The following is a 17,293-nucleotide window of genomic DNA, read 5'->3' as shown; positions in this document are numbered from 1 at the left end:
CGGCCTCGCTCAGTAGAGCGGCGCCCCCAGGAAGCCGGAAATTGTCCCGGCGGCTTCGCGTACCTGCTGGCGCAGCCGCTCGCGGTCGGCGGCGGGGATCTCATCCAGCGGTACCATAATGCTGACCACGGCGGTCACCTTCTGCTCACGGTTGAATACCGGATAGACGATGGACGAAATACCGTGGCGATAAAACGATTCGCCAATCACATAACCGCGCGCCCGGTCTTCCTGCACCATGCGCCACAGGGCCTCGCGATCGGTAACCGCGGCGTCCGCTGGCAGCGCTGGTTGCGGGTACAGACGCTCAAACTCGCGGCGGTCCAGACCGGTGAGCAACATACGTCCCAGCGAGGTACTGTGGGCCGGCAGCCGGGTGCCGACGCTCACCTGGTTAATGGTGGCGCCAGCGGCGCTGACCCGCGCCACATAAATAACGTCAGCGCCATCGCGGATCGCCAGGTGGCTGCTGCACAGGCTGCTGTCGCGCAGCCGCTCAATCACCGGCTGCCCGGCCTGCACCACATCCAGCCCGGCGATATATTCAAAGCCCAGCCGCAGTACGTTGATCCCCAGCGCAAAGGTGTTATTGCGCGGGTTGCGCTGCAGAAAGCCCATGTGTTCAAGGGTCTGCACCACCCGGTAGGCCGTGGCCTTGGGGATATCGATCAGCCGGTGCAGTTCAGTAAACGACAGCTCCTGATGCTGCTGACTGAACAGCAGCAACAGTTGTAGCCCCCGTTCCAGGCCGGGAATCAGGTATTTGTAGCCCGCTTCTTCGTCGTTGATGGTGCTCATCGCCATTCTCCCGGCTGGTGCCACTAGTTAAAGATAAAACCGCCGTTTACCGGCAGTAGCTGGCCGGTGACAAAATCCGCCAGCGGCGACAGCAGATACAGTACGCTGCCGTCGACATCCTGCGGCTGCTGAGCGCCGGCCAGCGCGCGGCCGGTTTCATACAGCTGGTGGCGGGCGGCCGGTACGTACTCGGTGGCCTCCACCCGGGTCAGGCCGGGAGCGATGGCGTTGACGCAAATGCCACGCTCCCCCAGCTCGCGGGCCATCGAGCGCGTCATGGCGATTACCGCCCCCTTGCTGGCGGTATAGGCCAGCAGGTTAGGCGCGCCCCACAGCGCAGTGTCCGACGCCACGTTGACTATCTTGCCGCCGCGCGGCAGCAGCGGCACCGCGGCGCGGCTTACCAGCCAGGTGCCGCGTACGTTCACACGCATCACCCGATCCCACAGCTCGATGTCATAATCCAGCATATTGACGCCGCCGACGCCGGTCGCCAGCGCCGCGTTATTCACCAGTCCGTCGATCCCGCCGCCGTCGGCAATGCGCGCAAAAGCCTGCTCGATGGAGGCCGGATCCGCCAGATCAATAGTCACCGCGTCAACCTCAGCCCCCTGCTCGCTCAGCGTCGCCGCCGTCTCCTGCAGCGGCTGTTCGAGGATATCGCACAGTACCAGGCGCGCCCCGGCATCGGCCGCCGCCCGGGCAAAACTCTGCCCGAGACCGCGCGCCGCGCCGGTGATCACAATACGTTTTCCCGCCAGCAGAGCGCTCATTGGCGGTTTTCCGTCGCGGCGGCGTTGATACGCGCCAGATGCTGTTTCGCCTCTTTTTGCATCATGCGTCGCAGGCGCGACAGCCCGACATCGTGCTGATACAGGTATTCATGGTCCCGGGCCTGCGGGGCGAGGTTTTCCAGTACGATGCGGTCCTGTTCCAGAACATCCCAGTGCAGTTGTTCCAGGCGATTACGGTACATAAAGCGCCACATATCGCGCTGCCAGCCCTGCACCCGGCGAATACGCCAGAAGAACACCCGGCAATTATCGTTGTCTTCCGGTACCACCATGCCAATGATCCAGAAGTGACCGCCGGGTCCGAAACGCTTGCGATACGGGATCGACAGCCGCAGCCAGGCGGCGCCGGTATGGCCGTATTCCACCCAGTCAAAATTGACCCCCATCTGACCGCTTTTGCGGAACATAAAGCCGTTTTCGGTAGGCTCCAGCAGCATATCGGCCTTGCGGTCCCCTTCAGCCATAGAGTGCGATGCGGAATGCAGGTACGAACCGTGCATCGGGTCCATCACGTTTTCCAGCGCATACTGGTAGTTACACTTCCAGGCCGCGGTACATAAAAAGTGGCTGTACTGTTCACCGTCCGCCAGCTCTTCCGGGAAACTGAGCGCCGGCGGCTCATCGCCAGCCAGCACGCCGAACCACACAAATACCGCGCCATGGGCCTCCTGAATCGGGTAAGAGCGCAGGCATTTCTGCCCTACCAGCGGGCAGCGGTCTACCGCCGGTACATCTTTCACTTCCCCCTGGCCGTCCACTTCGACGCCGTGGTACCAGCAGGCCACCCGATCGCCGAGATTCCAGCCGAGGGACAGCCGCGCGCCGCGGTGCGGACAGCGGTCCTCCAGGGCGTGTAGTTGACCGTCGCGGTCGCGCCACACGACGATTTGCTGGCCGAGGCGGGTGATGCCCACCGGGTTGCTGCTCACTTCCCAGCTGGAGAGTACCGGATACCAGTTGTCGCGCAGGCCGCTGTCGAGATACGCCTGGACTGAATCAAATTGCGTTTCTGCCGTCATGTTGCGCCCCCGTCAGTAACCGTTAATGGCCAGATATTCACGAAACGTCTGCTCGCTCCACGGCGCGCCGCTGCGATCGAACAACCGGCGCTGATTGAGCGCTTCCACCAGTTCGGACAGGGTTTCCAGCCCGGCGTCAAACAGCGGTTCAAGAGCGGCGACCAGCGCCCGTTCAAAGCTGTCCGGTACGCGGCTACGGGTCTGCCAGACCACGTTCTGGTACTGACCAGGGTGATGAATTTTACCGTTGCCGCCTTCCTGGGCCGGGATCAGCGCCTGGGTATCAGGCAGCCAGGGATTAAAATCCTGAATTGGATTCACGGGTTTACTCCTCTATCAGGGTGATTTGGATACGGTTGTCCAGGATGCGCAGGGGATAGCGCTTGAGATCGCGGCCCCCCGGTTCGCGCAGACACTGGCCGGTTTTGATGTCAAAAATCGCTTCATGGAGCGGACATTCCACCTTACCGTCCTCGACAAATCCCTGGCTGAGCAGCGCATAGGCGTGAGGGCAGACATCTTCCAGCGCGTAGTATTCGCCGTCTACCAGATAGATGCCGATCTCTTTGCCGCTAACGGTGCCTGAAAAAGGAAATTCCTCTTTTACCTGAGACACTTCGCACACGTTGGTCCAGCTCATAAAAGCATTCCTCTATCTTTTTGTTTCATATATGAAACTTTGTTTATTATTTGGTACTTGATCTCTATAACTGGCGGCCAAAATGTCGTCAACAAAAAGAAACTAAAAATTAACAATCAAGAAACAAAATTGAAGCATTTGTGAGTCGATTCACAGTTATGGGATGTATAAGAAAGGAATTTGACAGGCGGTTATGCAGTCGGTCAGCGGCGAAGAAATATTATGTAACATGCTGAAATATAAATTTATTTTATAAAAAATCCCGGCATAAAAATAAAAAAGCCGCCCGCAAGGGCAGCTTTGTGATGAGCAAAATGATTATTTTTTACGCGCGTATTTCAACGAGTCGAGAGCTACCGCGAAAATAATGATCGCCCCTTTGATAATGTACTGCCAGTAGGGGTTGACGCCGATATAGGTCAGGCCGTAGTTGATGACGGTAAAAATGATCACCCCGGTCACCACCCCCAGCACCGTACCGACGCCGCCGCTGAACGAGACCCCACCCACCACGCAGGCGGCGATGGCGTCCAGTTCGTACATAAAGCCAAGGTTATTGGTGGCCGAACCAATACGCCCCGCTTCCAGCAGGCCGCCGAAGGCGTAGAACACCCCGGACAGGGCGTAAACCATCATCAGGTTCAGGCCGACGTTGACACCGGAAACTTTCGCCGCTTCCGGGTTGCCGCCGATGGCGAAAATGTTTTTCCCGAAGCGGGTCTTATTCCACAGGATCCACACAAACGCAATGGCGATCAGCGCATAGAAGGTAATGTAGGAGAGCCGGAAGCTGCCTATCGCCACGAAGCCCTGGGCAAAGGTCGAAAATCGCGAATCGAAACCGGAGATCGGCGACGCACCGACAAAATCGTAGTAGAGCGAGTTGATGCCATAGACGATAATCATGGTGCCAAGCGTAGTGATAAACGGCGTAACATTCAGGTAAGCGATGACAATACCGTTGATCAACCCGATCAGCGCCCCTATCGCGCAGACAATCAGAATCACCAGCGGAATCGGCATCGTCGCCATCTCAGGAAATACTTTATTAGCGTTATCCATCGCCTGCAGCAACGTGGCCGCCACCACCGCCGCCAGCCCCACCTGGCGCCCGGCGGACAGGTCAGTCCCCTGAGTCACAATAAGTCCCGCCACCCCGAGCGCAATAATAATACGCACCGATGACTGGGTAAGAATATTACTCAGGTTGAGCAGGCTTAAAAATGTCGGATCCTGGAAAATAATAATTGCCAGCAGGACCAGAAGCACAATGTAAATACCGCCCTCTTTGAGATAAGTGAGGAAACTTTTTTTATTCAGCGCACTCATGAGAAACCCCTGATATCAAAGGTGCAATGACGCAAGACGTAATATTTCGTGTTGCGTTGTGGTTCTGGTGTCAACAATTCCGGAGACGAGTCCATTACTCATCACCAGAATACGGTCAGTAATCCCTAACAGCTCCGGCATTTCCGAAGAGATAATGATGATCCCTTTCCCTTTCTTCGCCAGCTCGGCGATTAATTGATAAATTTCAAATTTAGCCCCAACGTCAATACCGCGGGTCGGCTCATCGAGCATTAAAATTTCCGGCTGGGTAAGCAGCCAGCGGCCAATAATCACTTTTTGCTGATTACCGCCGGACAGCGAGCCAATCTGGGTGCGATGGCCGGGGGTTTTTACGCGCATGGCGTCAATCACCCACTGGGTGTCGCTCTTCATACGCGAATTATCCAGCAAACCGACGCTGTTTTTATATTTGCGGATATTAGAGATCAGCGAGTTAAAGCCAATATCCAGATAAGCGTAAATCCCGGTGGAGCGCCGCTCCTCGGTCACCAGCGCGAAGCCGTTATTAATCGCCTCATTCGCCGAATGGTTGTCAATCCGCTTGCCGTGCAGGGTAATCGTGCCGCCTGATTTTTCGCGGATCCCGAACAGCGTTTCGACAATATCGGTTCGCTTCGCCCCGACCAGACCGGCAATACCGAGAATCTCCCCTTTATGCAGATCAAAAGAGATATCGCGAATCGACGGCTGGCGCAGGCTGGTCAGATTACGTACCTGCAGAATCACCTCGCCGGGATGGTTTTCTTTATCCGGGAAGCGCTGATTCAGGGAGCGGCCAACCATCATGGCGATGATCTTATCCATATCCAGCCCTTCCAGCGGCTGGGTGGCGATCCACTGGCCGTCACGCAGAATGGTAATCTCATCGCACAGCTGAAATATCTCTTCCATTTTGTGGGAGATATAAACAATACCGCAGCCGCGCTCTTTCAGTTTGCGAATGATTTTAAACAGATGGTTGACCTCTTTTTCCGTCAGGGAGGAGGTCGGCTCATCCATAATCACGATACGCGCATCGTAGGAGAACGCTTTGGCGATTTCGATCATCTGCATTTGTGAGACCGACAGAGTACCAACGCGGGCGCGCGGATCGATATCAATATCCAGCTCGTCGAAAATCGCTTTGGTATCGCGGTACATTTTCTCCTGATCGATAAACATGCCTCTGGTGGGGTAACGCCCCAGCCACATGTTATCCATCACCGAACGCTGTAATACCAGGTTCAGTTCCTGGTGCACCATGGAAATACCATTTTCCAGCGCCTCTTTAGCACTGGTAAAATCAATTTCCCGGCCTTCAAAAATAATCGTGCCGCTATCTTTTTTATAAATACCGAACAGGCACTTCAGTAATGTCGATTTTCCGGCGCCGTTTTCCCCCATCAGCGCATGAATAGAATGGGGACGCACTTTCAAATTAACATTGTCCAGCGCTTTAACACCGGGAAATGATTTACTGATATTGCTCATTTCCAGCAGAAATTCGCGCGAGGCGGATGAATCATTGCTGACCATAAATATTACCTGGCGGCGCCGTAAGCGTGGCGCTCAGACACGTTTAAAACGGGGCGCAATATTCCGCGCCCGGAAACCAGCATCAAAGTGAATCATTGCTAATCGCGGCGACGCGCAAATGCCGCAGGCCGTGTCGAATCGCCCATCAGCCTGCGGCACAGCCAGGCCCGACGCCGCAGCTATGCCGCGCCGGGCGCAGGCCGCTTACTTCGCGGTAAACTGCGCCAGGTTGTCTTTATCCACCCCGACGTACGGCACGCGCACCACTTTGTTATCGATTTTCCAGTCGGTACCGGCAGCGGCTTCTTTACCTGCCGCCAGGTTCTTCGCCAGATCGAAAGTCGCTTTCGCCTGGTTGTTGGCGTCGTTCAGAACAGTACCGGCCATCGCGCCGGATTTCACCAGCGCCAGCGCTTCCGGCAGCGCATCGACGCCGAATACCGGGATGCTGCTCTTATTGTGCGCCTTCAGGGCTTCCACCGCTCCCATCGCCATGGCGTCGTTATTGGCGATCACCACTTCGATTTTGTTGGCGTTCGGGCCGGAGAGCCAGGCGTCCACTTTGTCTTTCGCCTGTGCGGTATCCCACATGGCGGTATCCAGCTGCAACTGCTGGGTTTTGATGCCTTTATCGTTGAGCTCTTTGATCACATAGGTGGTACGCGCTTCGGCGTCCGGGTGGCCAGGCTCCCCTTTCAGCAGCACAAACTGAATTTCACCGTCTTTATTCAGATCCCAGTTGGGATTGGCTTTCCAGTGTTTGGCAATCAGGTCGCCCTGGATAATCCCGGACTCTTTAGAGTCGGTACCCACGTAGTAAGCCTTGTCGTAGCTGTCCAGCGCTTTGCGTGACGGCTCTTTGTTGAAGAACACCACCGGAACATTCTGGGCGCGCGCTTTATCAATCACCGTTCCCGCCGCCGCCGGGTCGACGAGGTTAATCGCCAGCGCCTTCACCCCTTTCGCCAGCAGCACGTCAATCTGATCGTTCTGCTTCGACTGATCGTTCTGCGAGTCATTCATCAGCAGTTGGACGTCCGGCGCCGATTTGGCGTCTTTTTCAATCGCCTTGCGCACCACTGACATGAAGTTGTCATCATATTTATAAATTGTCACGCCGATACGGGTATCCGCCGCGTGGGCCATGGAGCCAAATAACATGCAGGACGCCAGCGCGGACAGGGTCAAGACCTTCTTAATCATGATATCTCCGGTTTTATACAGGGTTGTTCTGATCAAATACTGGCGGGCAATAATGTTAATAAAACGTTACTGAACGCCGGGCTTTATTTTTATTGTTGCTTTTCATCCCTGTTCGGTGACGCTCCGTGGCGTGAATATCGCTGTCTGTGGACGTAAACCGTGGCTTACCACCCCAGACTAAAGTTTACATATTGTTTACAATCATGAAACGTTGCCATCATAGACAGAGTAATGTTAACAATCTGTGAATTCACTCACAGATTGAAAGCGGTTACATTAAATCGTCGTTAAATCTCCTGACCGGGGGCTGGCCGCTACCGAATGACGACGCACCAGAGTAGGCAGAAACAGATGCGTCTGGGCGTCGTCGATCTGCCCGGCAGCGCCGCGCAGCGCCAGTTCCGTGGCCAGTTTCGCCATTGAAATAATTGGATAGCGCACCGTGGTTAACTGGGGATCGGTATAACGGGCGCCGGGGATATCGTCAAAGCCTATCAGCGACAGCTGGCGCGGCACCAGAATGCCATTGTCTTTCAGCGCCGTCAGGGCGCCGGCGGCCATCCCGTCATTGTAAGCAAACACCGCGCTCAGCCGCTGGTTGCGCCCCAGCAGCTCCACCATCGCGGCATCGCCGCCCTGCATATCCGGGCTACCAACCCCAATCCAGCTTTCCGGGGCCTGAATGCCGGCCTCGCCGAGCGCCTGGCGCCAGCCAGCGCGCCGCTGTTCATCGTCGTCAATGGCGTGACTTGACGCCAGATAACCAATACGTCGGTGCCCCTGGTTAAGCAGCATGCGCGTCGCCATCATCGCCCCGGCGAAATTATCCAGCGCGACGCAGCGCCCCTCATAGCCGGGTACGACGCGGTTGATCAGCACCATGCCGGGAATATTACCCATAAAACTGGCCAGCTCGCCGTCGCTGAGCATTTTGGCGTGCACAATCAGGGCGCTGCAGCGCTGGCGTATCATCACCTCAATAGCGTGCCGCTCCTTCTCCGCCTGGTGATAACTGTTGCCGATCAGCAGATATTTTTTATGCTGCCAGGCGACCGTATCCACTGCCTTAACCAGCGCGCCAAAGAAGGGATCGGAGACATCCATCACCACCACGCCGACCGTATCGCTGTGCTGAGTCGCCAGCGCCTGGGCGTTGGCATTGGGGTGATAACCCAATTGCGCTACCGCCTGCATAACGCCGTCGCGGGTGTCGGCGCTGACCAGCGGACTATTGTTGAGTACCCGGGAAACGGTCGCCACGGAAACGCCCGCCAGGCGGGCGACATCACGAATGGTGATCATAACGACCACCCGATTGATTCTGGCAGCAATTCACTGGCGGCCCCTCAGGGAAGAAATGAAGGAGCTATTCTGTCAGCGCCAGACCTGCGCCAGCGTGAGACTGGTCACAGGATGAAAACGGTTACAGGAAAGAATGTTGTTAAATGTGATCTAAATCGTTAAATCAATGTTAGCTATAAGTGGCTCCACTGGCTCGCTGCGTCAGTTGACGCCACAGCCATTCCAGCGGCCCCTGGCGGAACCAGCGCAGCCACAGCACTGAGAAGACCAGGTTAACTGCCCAGATCGCCGGTACAAAAGCCAGCAGTTGCCAACGGTCGAACTTCAGGAACAGCCCGCCGACATGGAACAGCGCAACACCGATAACGCTTTGCAGCAGATAATTGCTCAGGGCCATACGCCCGACGCAGGCCACCGCCCCGATAATGCGCCAGCGCGCCAGCCACGGCCAGTAGCCCCAGGCCAACGCCGCATAGCCGATAGCCTGAAATGGCGCCGCCAGTTCCCGGGGAGCCTGTAACAGAAATGCGCACCAGCGGTAGTCCCACCCCAGCCGCCACTGGGCGATAACCCCCGGCAGATCGATAGCCAGCCCCGCGGCCACCAGCAACCAGCCGCTACGCCGATAGTGCCGCAGGCTGTACTGCCCCTGTAACCAGCCGCTGCGCATCAGCGCCGCCCCGAGCAACATCATGCCCATCAGTTGCCAGCCGTACTGAGCGCCCAGCGCCAGCAGGTTAGCGGAAAGCAGGTCGGCGCGATTACGCACCGCTTCCATGCCGCCCTGTAATTTCCAGAACTGCTCATACTGAATATGGGCGGCGTCCGGCACCCAGGAGCGATTGACCTGATCGCCGGATACCATGCCGAGCAAAATCAGGACAGCGATGCCCATCAGGTACAGCAGTACCCCGGTTTTAAATAGCTGGCGGCTACTGGTAGCATCACGGATTAACCGCCAGCCGATCAGCCCCACCAGGCCATACGCCAGCAAAATATCACCGTCCCACAGCAGCAGCGCATGCAGAAAGCCCAGCAGCACCAACAGGGAGAGGCGCGCCTGGATCCAGCGTTTACCGCGCGGCAGCAGCATTTGCAGTCCGGCGCCGAACAGCAGAGCAAACAGCGTCAGGAATTTTACCTGGGCGAAGAGATCGAGTAGCGCCCATGTCCACGCCTCGTGGGCGCGAATAGCGCCGGACCAGGCGGGATTGAGATAGGCCGCCTTCGGCAGTCCAAAGGCGGTGATATTAAGAAGCAGGATGCCGAGAATGGCGGCGCCGCGCACAAAATCCAGCGTAATATTTCGCTGCATGGCCCCGCTCCCGATCAGTTGTGGTGACGTACCGCGCGCAAAAATTCCTGTCGGGTATTCTGGCTGGATTTGAACAGACCGCCCAGCGAGGTGGTGGTAGTGGCGCTGGTGGCATCGCGAATGCCGCGCGCTTTAACGCAGTAATGCACCGCGTCAATGGATACCGCCACGTTGTTGGTGCCCAGCAGGGTCTGCAGCGCCACCAGAATCTGCTGGGTTAACCGCTCCTGCACCTGTGGGCGCTGGGCGAAGAACTGCACGATACGGTTGATTTTCGACAGGCCGATAACCGAATCTTTCGGGATATAGGCCACGGTGGCTTTACCGTCGATGGTGACAAAATGGTGCTCACAGGTGCTGGTCAGCGTGATGTCACGCACCGTCACCATCTCGTCGACCTTCATTTTGTTTTCGATCACGGTGATTTTCGGGAAATTGGCGTAATCCAGCCCGGAAAAGATCTCGTCGACATACATTTTGGCGATGCGATGCGGGGTTTCCATCAAACTGTCATCGCTCAGATCGAGATTTAACAATTGCATGATTTCCGTCATGTGGCCGGCAATCAGGCGCTTGCGGGTTTCGTTGTCCATCTCGTGCACCGGCGGGCGCAGCGGGGTTTCCAGCCCGCGGGCGACCAGCGCCTCGTGTACCAGGGCGGCTTCTTTACTGAGTGATGACATCAATTGTTCTCCTGCAGGTGTGGCTTATCTTCACCCTGCGTGGGGTAAAGTTTGCGCTCATTGTGCGGCAGTCACCGCGGAGAATCCAGCGCGGCGGGTAACTATTATTATCATCGTTAATTCCATTGCTGATACCCAACGCCGAAAAAACCGCCCGGTCTGTAACTGCCAGGTTATGAATATGATGCAACATCCGTTATCGTGGGTGAAGTGAAAGTTCCTCACCGGGAACTGAAAAAGTCGCCACAAGGGAGATATTGATGGAACTACTCGAAGAACACCGCTGTTTCGACGGCTGGCAACAGCGCTGGCGCCATGCCTCCGCGACGCTGAACTGCGCGATGACCTTCAGTATTTTTTTACCCGGGCCGCGCGACAGCGCGCCGCCGCCGGTGCTGTACTGGCTTTCCGGACTTACCTGTAACGATGAAAACTTTACCACCAAGGCCGGCGCCCAGCGCATCGCGGCGCAACTGGGCATCGTCCTGGTCATGCCGGATACCAGTCCGCGCGGCGCCGATGTCGCCAACGACGAGGGTTACGATCTTGGTCAGGGCGCCGGTTTTTACCTTAACGCCACCCGCGCCCCGTGGTCGGCCCATTACCGGATGTTTGACTATTTGCGCGATGAACTGCCGGCGCTGATCAGCGCTCAGTTTCAGGTCAGCGAGCGGGCATCGATTTGCGGCCATTCTATGGGCGGACACGGGGCGCTGATCATGGCGCTAAAAAACCCGGGTCGCTTCTGCTCGGTTTCCGCCTTTGCCCCGATAGTCAATCCGGGCCAGGTGCCCTGGGGCCAGAAAGCGTTTCGCGCTTACCTGGGCGAGGATGAGAGCCAGTGGCAGGCGTGGGACAGTTGTGTTCTGATGCGCCAGGCAAAACCGCAGGATCATATTCCGGCGCTGATCGATCAGGGCGATAGCGATCAGTTCCTCGCCGATCAATTACAGCCGGCGCTGCTGGCGGAAGCCGCCCGCCAGAGCGGATGGCCGCTGGAACTGCGTATCCAGCCGGGTTACGATCACAGCTATTATTTTATTGCCACCTTTATCGAAGACCATCTGCGCTTCCACGCCCGCTATCTGTTCGCCTGAAAAAACGCCGTGCAACCCGAACCGGGTTGCACGGCGCTAACCGCGATAACCGGTCAACAATCAGAAACGATAATCCAGCGACACAAAGTAGCGGCGACCATCCTCATTGAAGCTATAGTCGTCGCGGCTCAGGTCTTTATCGCCAAGGTTCAGCACCCCGGCGCGCAGTTTCACGTTCTTTGTCGCCTGCCAGCCAGCGCCGGCATTCCAGATAACGTATCCGCCCGGCGTCGGTCCATTAGCGGCGGTGGCGCGACTCTCGCCGCTGTAATTCGCGGAAACGTAGAACGACCAGTCCTGCAATGGCGCCCAGTCCAGCGTCCCATTAGCGTTGTGGAACGGACGGTTTTCCAGCGGCTTATTGCCGCCATCGCTCAGGTTGCGGCCATCGGTGTAGGTATAGTTGAGCGTCAGTTTCCACTGTTCGTTAAACGGGACTTTCAGCTCTGTCTCCAGTCCGCGGATACGCGCTTTATTGACGTTGAAGTAACGGAACACCGGCCTGCCGTTTTCCATCCCCACATAGTTGGGGTAAGACGGCGCCAGCGCCGGGTTTGAGGTACGCAGCACGTCTATCATATCGTCCACGTTATTCTGGAAAGTGGTAATACTGGCCGATACGCCGTCCAGCCAGCCTTCATCGCCGCTGTAGTAGAGGCCGATCTCGAAGTTTTCACTGGTTTCCGGTTTCAGATCCGGGTTACCGATAATCCGGCAACTGCCGCGGCAGGAGTTGCTGGTCCAGTCCGGGCTGAGCTGTAGCAGCGACGGGGCTTTAAACGCCGTTGCCCAGCCCCCTTTCACCGTCAGCGTATCGGTGGCGCTGTACACCAGGTAGGCGCGCGGGCTCCAGTGATCGCCATAGGTTTCATGGTCGTCCATACGCACGCCCGCGGTCAGCGCCAGCGGTTCGAAAATCCGCCACTCATCTTCAAGGAACAGCGCGTACTGACTGGCGGAGGTACTGCCGCCAGCGCCGAGGTTAACCGGATCTTTGAGCTTGTCATGGCGCCACTCGCCGCCGAATGTCATCAGCTGATTGATCTCCCCGAGAGGCAGCACATATTTACCGTCAAGGGTGTTGCTTTCCGAAGTAATGGCGCCGCCATTATCCTGGTTTTTGTTATCCACCTTCTCACCGTAGAAACGCAGTTCGCTGTTGCCGTAGTCCCAGCGCCCGTTATGCGAAAGCGAATAGTTCTGGCGCTCAAGGCGATTCTTATCCAGCGAATCGGAATCACGATCCTGGCGATCGAAACCGTAGCCAAGGTTGAATTCATGGTTTTCATTCGGCGTCAGGGCGAACTCCACGTTGCCGTCGCGCGAGGTATAGCCTTCAATTCGCGGCGACAGACCGCTGGCCGCCGTGGACGATGACTGCTGATCGTCTTTATCGCGTCTCGCCAGGCTACCGTACACTTTTACGCCCAGCAGATCGTCAACCAGCGGCCCGCTGGTGTAGAACTGGCCGCCATAGCTGTCGCCGCGATCGCGATGTTCCTGAATCGTGGTATCGAGCGTGACGCTACCGTGCCAGGCCTTACCCACTTTACGGGTGATAATATTGACCACGCCTCCCAGCGCATCCGAACCATACAGCGAGGACATCGGCCCGCGTACCACTTCGATACGCTCAATGGCGTCCACCGGGATCCAGTTGAGGTCGAAATCGTTATGGCGGAACACCGCGTTACGCGAGTTTACCCGCTTACCGTCCACCAGAATCAGGGTATAGCTGCTCTTCAGGCCGCGAATACTCACCCCTTTGCGGTTATCCCCTTCGTTGGTTAACTGCACGCCGGGGACTTCCTGAAGGATATCCTTCAGATTCTGAATCGGTTTACGCTTGAGTTCTTCGCGGGTGATGACGCTGATACTGGCCGGCGCGTCTTTGAGGTTTTGCTCCGAACCGGAAGCGGTGACAACCAGGGTTTCTTCGCGGGCCTGGGGCTCTTGCGCCGCCAGCACAGGAAATGCCAGGGAAATCGCGGACGCGCACAACCCTCCCCGGGTGACAAGGTTTAAGCGAAACATTCCATACTCCATGAGGTCTCAAAAAAATAAAAAAGTACTACTCACACTGCGCAACGCGCTGCCCGCTACTTTGGCCGGCAGCTGCCAAAAACCGCGCTATACGACTGGTACGTTTGCCAGTCCATCAATCAATACCTGCGGCGTACCGCGGGAGCAGCGTTCAATGCGCCCCACCACGCCATAGACTTCCGCCAGGCTCCCGGCGGTGATGACCGCTTCCGGCTCGCCGCTGGCCACCAGCCGCCCCTCTTTGAGCATCAGCACATGTTCGGCGTGGCGCAGCGCGATATTGATATCGTGCACGACCACCACGGTGACAATGTCCCGCGCCCGGGTCTCCCGGGCCACCAGATCCATGACATGAAACTGATAGTTAAGATCCAGGGCGCTGAGCGGCTCATCCAGCAGCAGCAGCGATGGCCGGCGAATCAACGACTGCGCGAGCCCCACCAGCTGTTTCTGGCCGCCGGAAAGCTGGTCGAGATAGTTGAGCGCCAGATGGGAAATCCCCAGTTGCTCCAGCAGCGACATTACCTGCGCCTGCCCTTCCGCGCTGTGGCGTCCCCCTGACGCCCGCTGCGCGACCACGATCGACTCCAGCACATGCAGATGTACCCCCTGGGGCAGCGACTGCGGTAAATACACCACCTTTTCCGCCCGCTGGCGAAACGGCAGCGTCATTAAATCCGTTCCGTCGAGCAGCAGTTCTCCGTGAGCCTGATTCAGCCCGGCCAGCGCCCGTAGCAGCGTCGATTTACCGCAGCCATTGGGCCCGAGCAATACGGTGATTTTGCCGCGTGGCAGCGTGGGCACACTGAGATCGGCAATCACTTTGCGTTTCGGGTAGCCCGCCGTGAAATGGTTGATTTGCAGACCGCGCATCTACACATTCCCCCGGTGACGCAGAATAATACTCAGGAAGAAGGGAACCCCCACCAGCGAGGTGACGATCCCTACCGGAATGATCACTCCGGGAATAATATTTTTGGACGCCACTGACGCCAGCGATAGCACCAGCGCGCCGATCAGCACGCTGCCGGGGAGGTAAAAGCGGTGATCTTCACCAAAAATCAGCCGTGCAATATGGGGCGCCACCAGGCCGATAAAACCGATCGGCCCGACAAACGCGACCGACAGCGCGGACAGAATACTGATGCGCAACAGCGTCGTCAGACGCAAACGGCGGACATCAATACCAAAACTGACCGCCCGGTCTTCCCCAAGACGCAGCGCGGTCAGTTTCCAGGCGCTCATCATCGACAGCGGCAGCACGATGGCGAACACCAGCACCAGCACCCCGAGCTTCTCCCAGGAGGCCCGCGCCAGGCTGCCCATGGTCCAGAATACCAACCCCTGCAAAGTATCTTCGCTGGCAACGAACTGCATCATCGACACCAGTGCATTGAAGGTGAACACCAGCGCGATACCGAACAGTACCACGCCAGAAGTCGCCACCCGGGTCCAGCGGGTAATACCGTCGAGCATCAGCGCCGCCAGTAGCGCAAAGATAAAAGCGTTAGCGGAGATAAACCACTGATCGGGCACCCCGGGGATACCAATTCCGAGGACAATCGCCAGCGCAGCGCCAAACGCCGCCGCCGACGAGACCCCAAGGGTAAACGGGCTGGCCAGCGGGTTATTGAGGATCGTCTGCATTTCCGCCCCGGCCAGGCCGAGGGCCATCCCCACCACCAGCGCCATTAACGCATAGGGTAAGCGGATATCCCAGACAATAACCCGGGTGCCAGGGCTGGCGCTGGCCGGGTCGATCAGCGTGCGCCACAGGGTTTCCAGCGGTAGCCCGGAAGGGCCGAGGGTGAAATCCAGCAGCAGCGACGCGAGGATCGCCGCCACAATTAGCGCCATCATGAATAAACGATGGCGCAATACCTGCTGGTAGCGCCCCAGAACGCCCGGGGCGTCTGCCGCGCGCGACAGAGAATCGGTGGTGGAACTCATCACTGATTTACCTTCTATCCCTGGGTATCAATCCAGTAAGTTCCGGCAGGTTCTACCGCCAGGAATTGTTGATACATTTCACGTTCAGTTTCCCGCGGCTGCAATTCGGCGAATTTTTCCGGGTAGAACCAGGTCGCCATCGCCTGAATCGCCAGAATGTTGTATGGCGAGTTGTAGAAATTATGCCACAGGCCGTGGGCGCGCCCCTGTTTCACCGCGCTGAGCTGGTTAATGCCCTTGCGCGAGGTAATCTGCTGCAGGCTGCTGCGGGCTCCAGCCTGGGTAGCCTGCGCGCCCATCACCAGTCCCGGGGAGGTGCCGGGCGCTTTGCCGCCGGTGGCGATATAGACCTGCGGATCCACCGCCAGTACGGTTTCCAGATTGACGGTGCCCAGCGGACCGGGCAGCAGCGGCCTGGCAATATTATCGCCGCCGGCCAGATCGATAAAGTCGCCCATATTCCCCTTGCCCGCCGAACCGCAACACTCTTCCAGAGTCGCGGCGCGCAGGTCAATAAATACTCGCGGTTTGTCCTGCTGCGCAATTGCGCTGGTGATATCGGTGACTTTCTTTAACTGGGTTTCATAGAAGGTAATGAATTTTTCGGCCTGCGCCTCGCGCTGCAGGGCTTTACCTAATACCCGCATGCTGGGGATGGTGTTCTTTAACGGCGCGGTGCGGAAATCGACAAAGATCACCGGGACGCCGGCTTTTTCCAGTTGCTGAACCAGTTCGCTGTTGCGCCCCGGGCCGTGACCGGCGAGGCCGAAGATGGCGATATCCGGGTTCAGGGTCAGTACTTTTTCCGGGCTGACGCTGTCGGCGGTGGTATTGCCAATCAGCGGGATTTTGTCAATCTGCGGGAATTTGGCTTTATAAAGCGCATAGGTTTGGGTATCCAGTTTGCGGAGATCCCCCTGCCATCCGGCAATGCGGTCCAGCGGCTGTTGCCCTTCCAGCAGCGCCAGGGCATAGAACAGTCGCCCTTCCCCGAGCAGGATACGGTTGACCTGTTGAGGGATAGTCACTTCGCGGCCGGCGATATCCGTTACGGTAGCGGCCCATGCGCTGGATAGCGCGCCGACGGTGAGGGTGAGTGCCAGACAAAGATGTTTGAGATGGCTGAGTGGTTTCACATTGCTCTCCTGCGCTCCTTACAAGACCGCGCTAACGATAAAGCAAATGATAATTCTTATCAATTTAATTGTTACAGTTTGAGGGGATTTTGGGGGGTTGTGCCAGGGGGATTGTTTTTCGTTTACGTGGTGTTGGTGCTTTTTGCTGACGCCGGTTGCCAGTGAACGGGTTGGGGAGCGTCCCGCTCCCGGCCTTGTCCCGTGGACCAGCATGATTCGACGTTCTGGTGCGGTGTGTTGGCTAGTCTGTGGTGTTGTTGTTTTTTCCGCTCACGCGGTGAGTCTGAAGCGACGCTTTTTTCCGTTCACTTTATGTGTCTTGCTCTTTGCTGACGCCAGTTATCAGTGAACGGGTCGGGGAGCGTCCCGACACCCCGTTTCGGTATGCTGGCTGGTATTGGGGTGATGCACCGCTGTTTTTCCGTTCATGATATCAGCCGGGAATGTG

At 57.4% G+C, this 17,293-nt stretch carries 16 protein-coding genes; 1 reads left to right on the top strand and 15 read right to left on the bottom strand.

Annotated elements, in window-relative coordinates:
- Positions 1-9 precede the first annotated feature (9 nt).
- The 11 genes from AQ981_RS21490 to folE form a co-directional block, all read right to left on the bottom strand.
- Positions 10-798 carry an IclR family transcriptional regulator gene (locus AQ981_RS21490; protein WP_058913816.1) on the bottom strand — a complete coding sequence of 263 codons (789 nt, stop codon included), beginning with the start codon at positions 796-798 and terminating at the stop codon, positions 10-12.
- A 23-nt stretch (positions 799-821) separates the two neighbouring features.
- The gene (locus tag AQ981_RS21485; RefSeq protein WP_058913815.1) at positions 822-1,571 is read right to left on the bottom strand and encodes an SDR family oxidoreductase; all 750 of its coding nucleotides are present in this window, start codon (positions 1,569-1,571) and stop codon (positions 822-824) included.
- A complete protein-coding gene (locus AQ981_RS21480) occupies positions 1,568-2,611 on the bottom strand; it encodes an aromatic ring-hydroxylating oxygenase subunit alpha (RefSeq protein WP_058913814.1) in 1,044 nt (347 codons plus the stop codon). Before AQ981_RS21480 ends, AQ981_RS21485 begins: the two co-directional genes overlap by 4 nt.
- A 12-nt stretch (positions 2,612-2,623) precedes the next feature.
- Positions 2,624-2,932, bottom strand: coding sequence for a recombinase-like helix-turn-helix domain-containing protein (locus AQ981_RS21475; RefSeq protein ID WP_058913813.1), 309 nt, complete (start codon positions 2,930-2,932; stop codon positions 2,624-2,626).
- 4 nt (positions 2,933-2,936) lie between these two features.
- Positions 2,937-3,251 carry a non-heme iron oxygenase ferredoxin subunit gene (locus AQ981_RS21470; protein WP_058913812.1) on the bottom strand — a complete coding sequence of 105 codons (315 nt, stop codon included), beginning with the start codon at positions 3,249-3,251 and terminating at the stop codon, positions 2,937-2,939.
- Positions 3,252-3,569: 318 nt separating this feature from the next.
- Entirely contained in the window at positions 3,570-4,580 is a 1,011-nt protein-coding gene (gene mglC, locus AQ981_RS21465) for a galactose/methyl galactoside ABC transporter permease MglC (RefSeq protein WP_058913811.1), read from the bottom strand.
- 15 nt (positions 4,581-4,595) lie between these two features.
- Positions 4,596-6,116 (bottom strand): galactose/methyl galactoside ABC transporter ATP-binding protein MglA, encoded by a 1,521-nt coding sequence (gene mglA / locus AQ981_RS21460; RefSeq protein ID WP_058913810.1) that lies wholly within the window; start codon positions 6,114-6,116, stop codon positions 4,596-4,598.
- A 204-nt stretch (positions 6,117-6,320) separates the two neighbouring features.
- Entirely contained in the window at positions 6,321-7,319 is a 999-nt protein-coding gene (gene mglB / locus AQ981_RS21455; RefSeq protein ID WP_058913809.1) for a galactose/glucose ABC transporter substrate-binding protein MglB, read from the bottom strand.
- Between the two features lie 276 nt (positions 7,320-7,595).
- On the bottom strand, positions 7,596-8,621 hold the full coding sequence (gene galS, locus AQ981_RS21450) for an HTH-type transcriptional regulator GalS (protein WP_058913865.1): 1,026 nt from the start codon (positions 8,619-8,621) through the stop codon (positions 7,596-7,598).
- Positions 8,622-8,790: 169 nt separating this feature from the next.
- A complete protein-coding gene (gene yeiB, locus AQ981_RS21445) occupies positions 8,791-9,936 on the bottom strand; it encodes a DUF418 domain-containing protein YeiB (protein ID WP_058913808.1) in 1,146 nt (381 codons plus the stop codon).
- Between the two features lie 14 nt (positions 9,937-9,950).
- A complete protein-coding gene (gene folE, locus AQ981_RS21440) occupies positions 9,951-10,619 on the bottom strand; it encodes a GTP cyclohydrolase I FolE (RefSeq protein WP_058913807.1) in 669 nt (222 codons plus the stop codon).
- 260 nt (positions 10,620-10,879) lie between these two features.
- Between folE and fghA the strand changes: the two genes are divergently transcribed.
- The gene (gene fghA, locus AQ981_RS21435; protein WP_058913806.1) at positions 10,880-11,716 is read left to right on the top strand and encodes an S-formylglutathione hydrolase; all 837 of its coding nucleotides are present in this window, start codon (positions 10,880-10,882) and stop codon (positions 11,714-11,716) included.
- Positions 11,717-11,776: 60 nt separating this feature from the next.
- Here fghA and cirA read toward each other — a convergent pair whose 3' ends face one another.
- From cirA to AQ981_RS21415, 4 genes are all read right to left on the bottom strand, one after another.
- The gene (gene cirA, locus AQ981_RS21430; RefSeq protein ID WP_058913805.1) at positions 11,777-13,750 is read right to left on the bottom strand and encodes a catecholate siderophore receptor CirA; all 1,974 of its coding nucleotides are present in this window, start codon (positions 13,748-13,750) and stop codon (positions 11,777-11,779) included.
- Between the two features lie 96 nt (positions 13,751-13,846).
- Complete coding sequence (locus AQ981_RS21425; RefSeq protein WP_058913804.1) at positions 13,847-14,632, bottom strand: ABC transporter ATP-binding protein; 786 nt, start codon at positions 14,630-14,632, stop codon at positions 13,847-13,849.
- The gene (locus AQ981_RS21420; RefSeq protein ID WP_058913803.1) at positions 14,633-15,709 is read right to left on the bottom strand and encodes a FecCD family ABC transporter permease; all 1,077 of its coding nucleotides are present in this window, start codon (positions 15,707-15,709) and stop codon (positions 14,633-14,635) included.
- Positions 15,710-15,723: 14 nt separating this feature from the next.
- A complete protein-coding gene (locus AQ981_RS21415; RefSeq protein ID WP_420809782.1) occupies positions 15,724-16,812 on the bottom strand; it encodes an ABC transporter substrate-binding protein in 1,089 nt (362 codons plus the stop codon).
- Between the last annotated feature and the right edge of the window lie 481 nt (positions 16,813-17,293).

The sequence above is a fragment of the Entomohabitans teleogrylli genome (genome assembly GCF_001484765.1).
Taxonomy (GTDB): domain Bacteria; phylum Pseudomonadota; class Gammaproteobacteria; order Enterobacterales; family Enterobacteriaceae; genus Entomohabitans; species Entomohabitans teleogrylli.
This window is presented reverse-complemented; position numbering and strand designations above follow the sequence as displayed.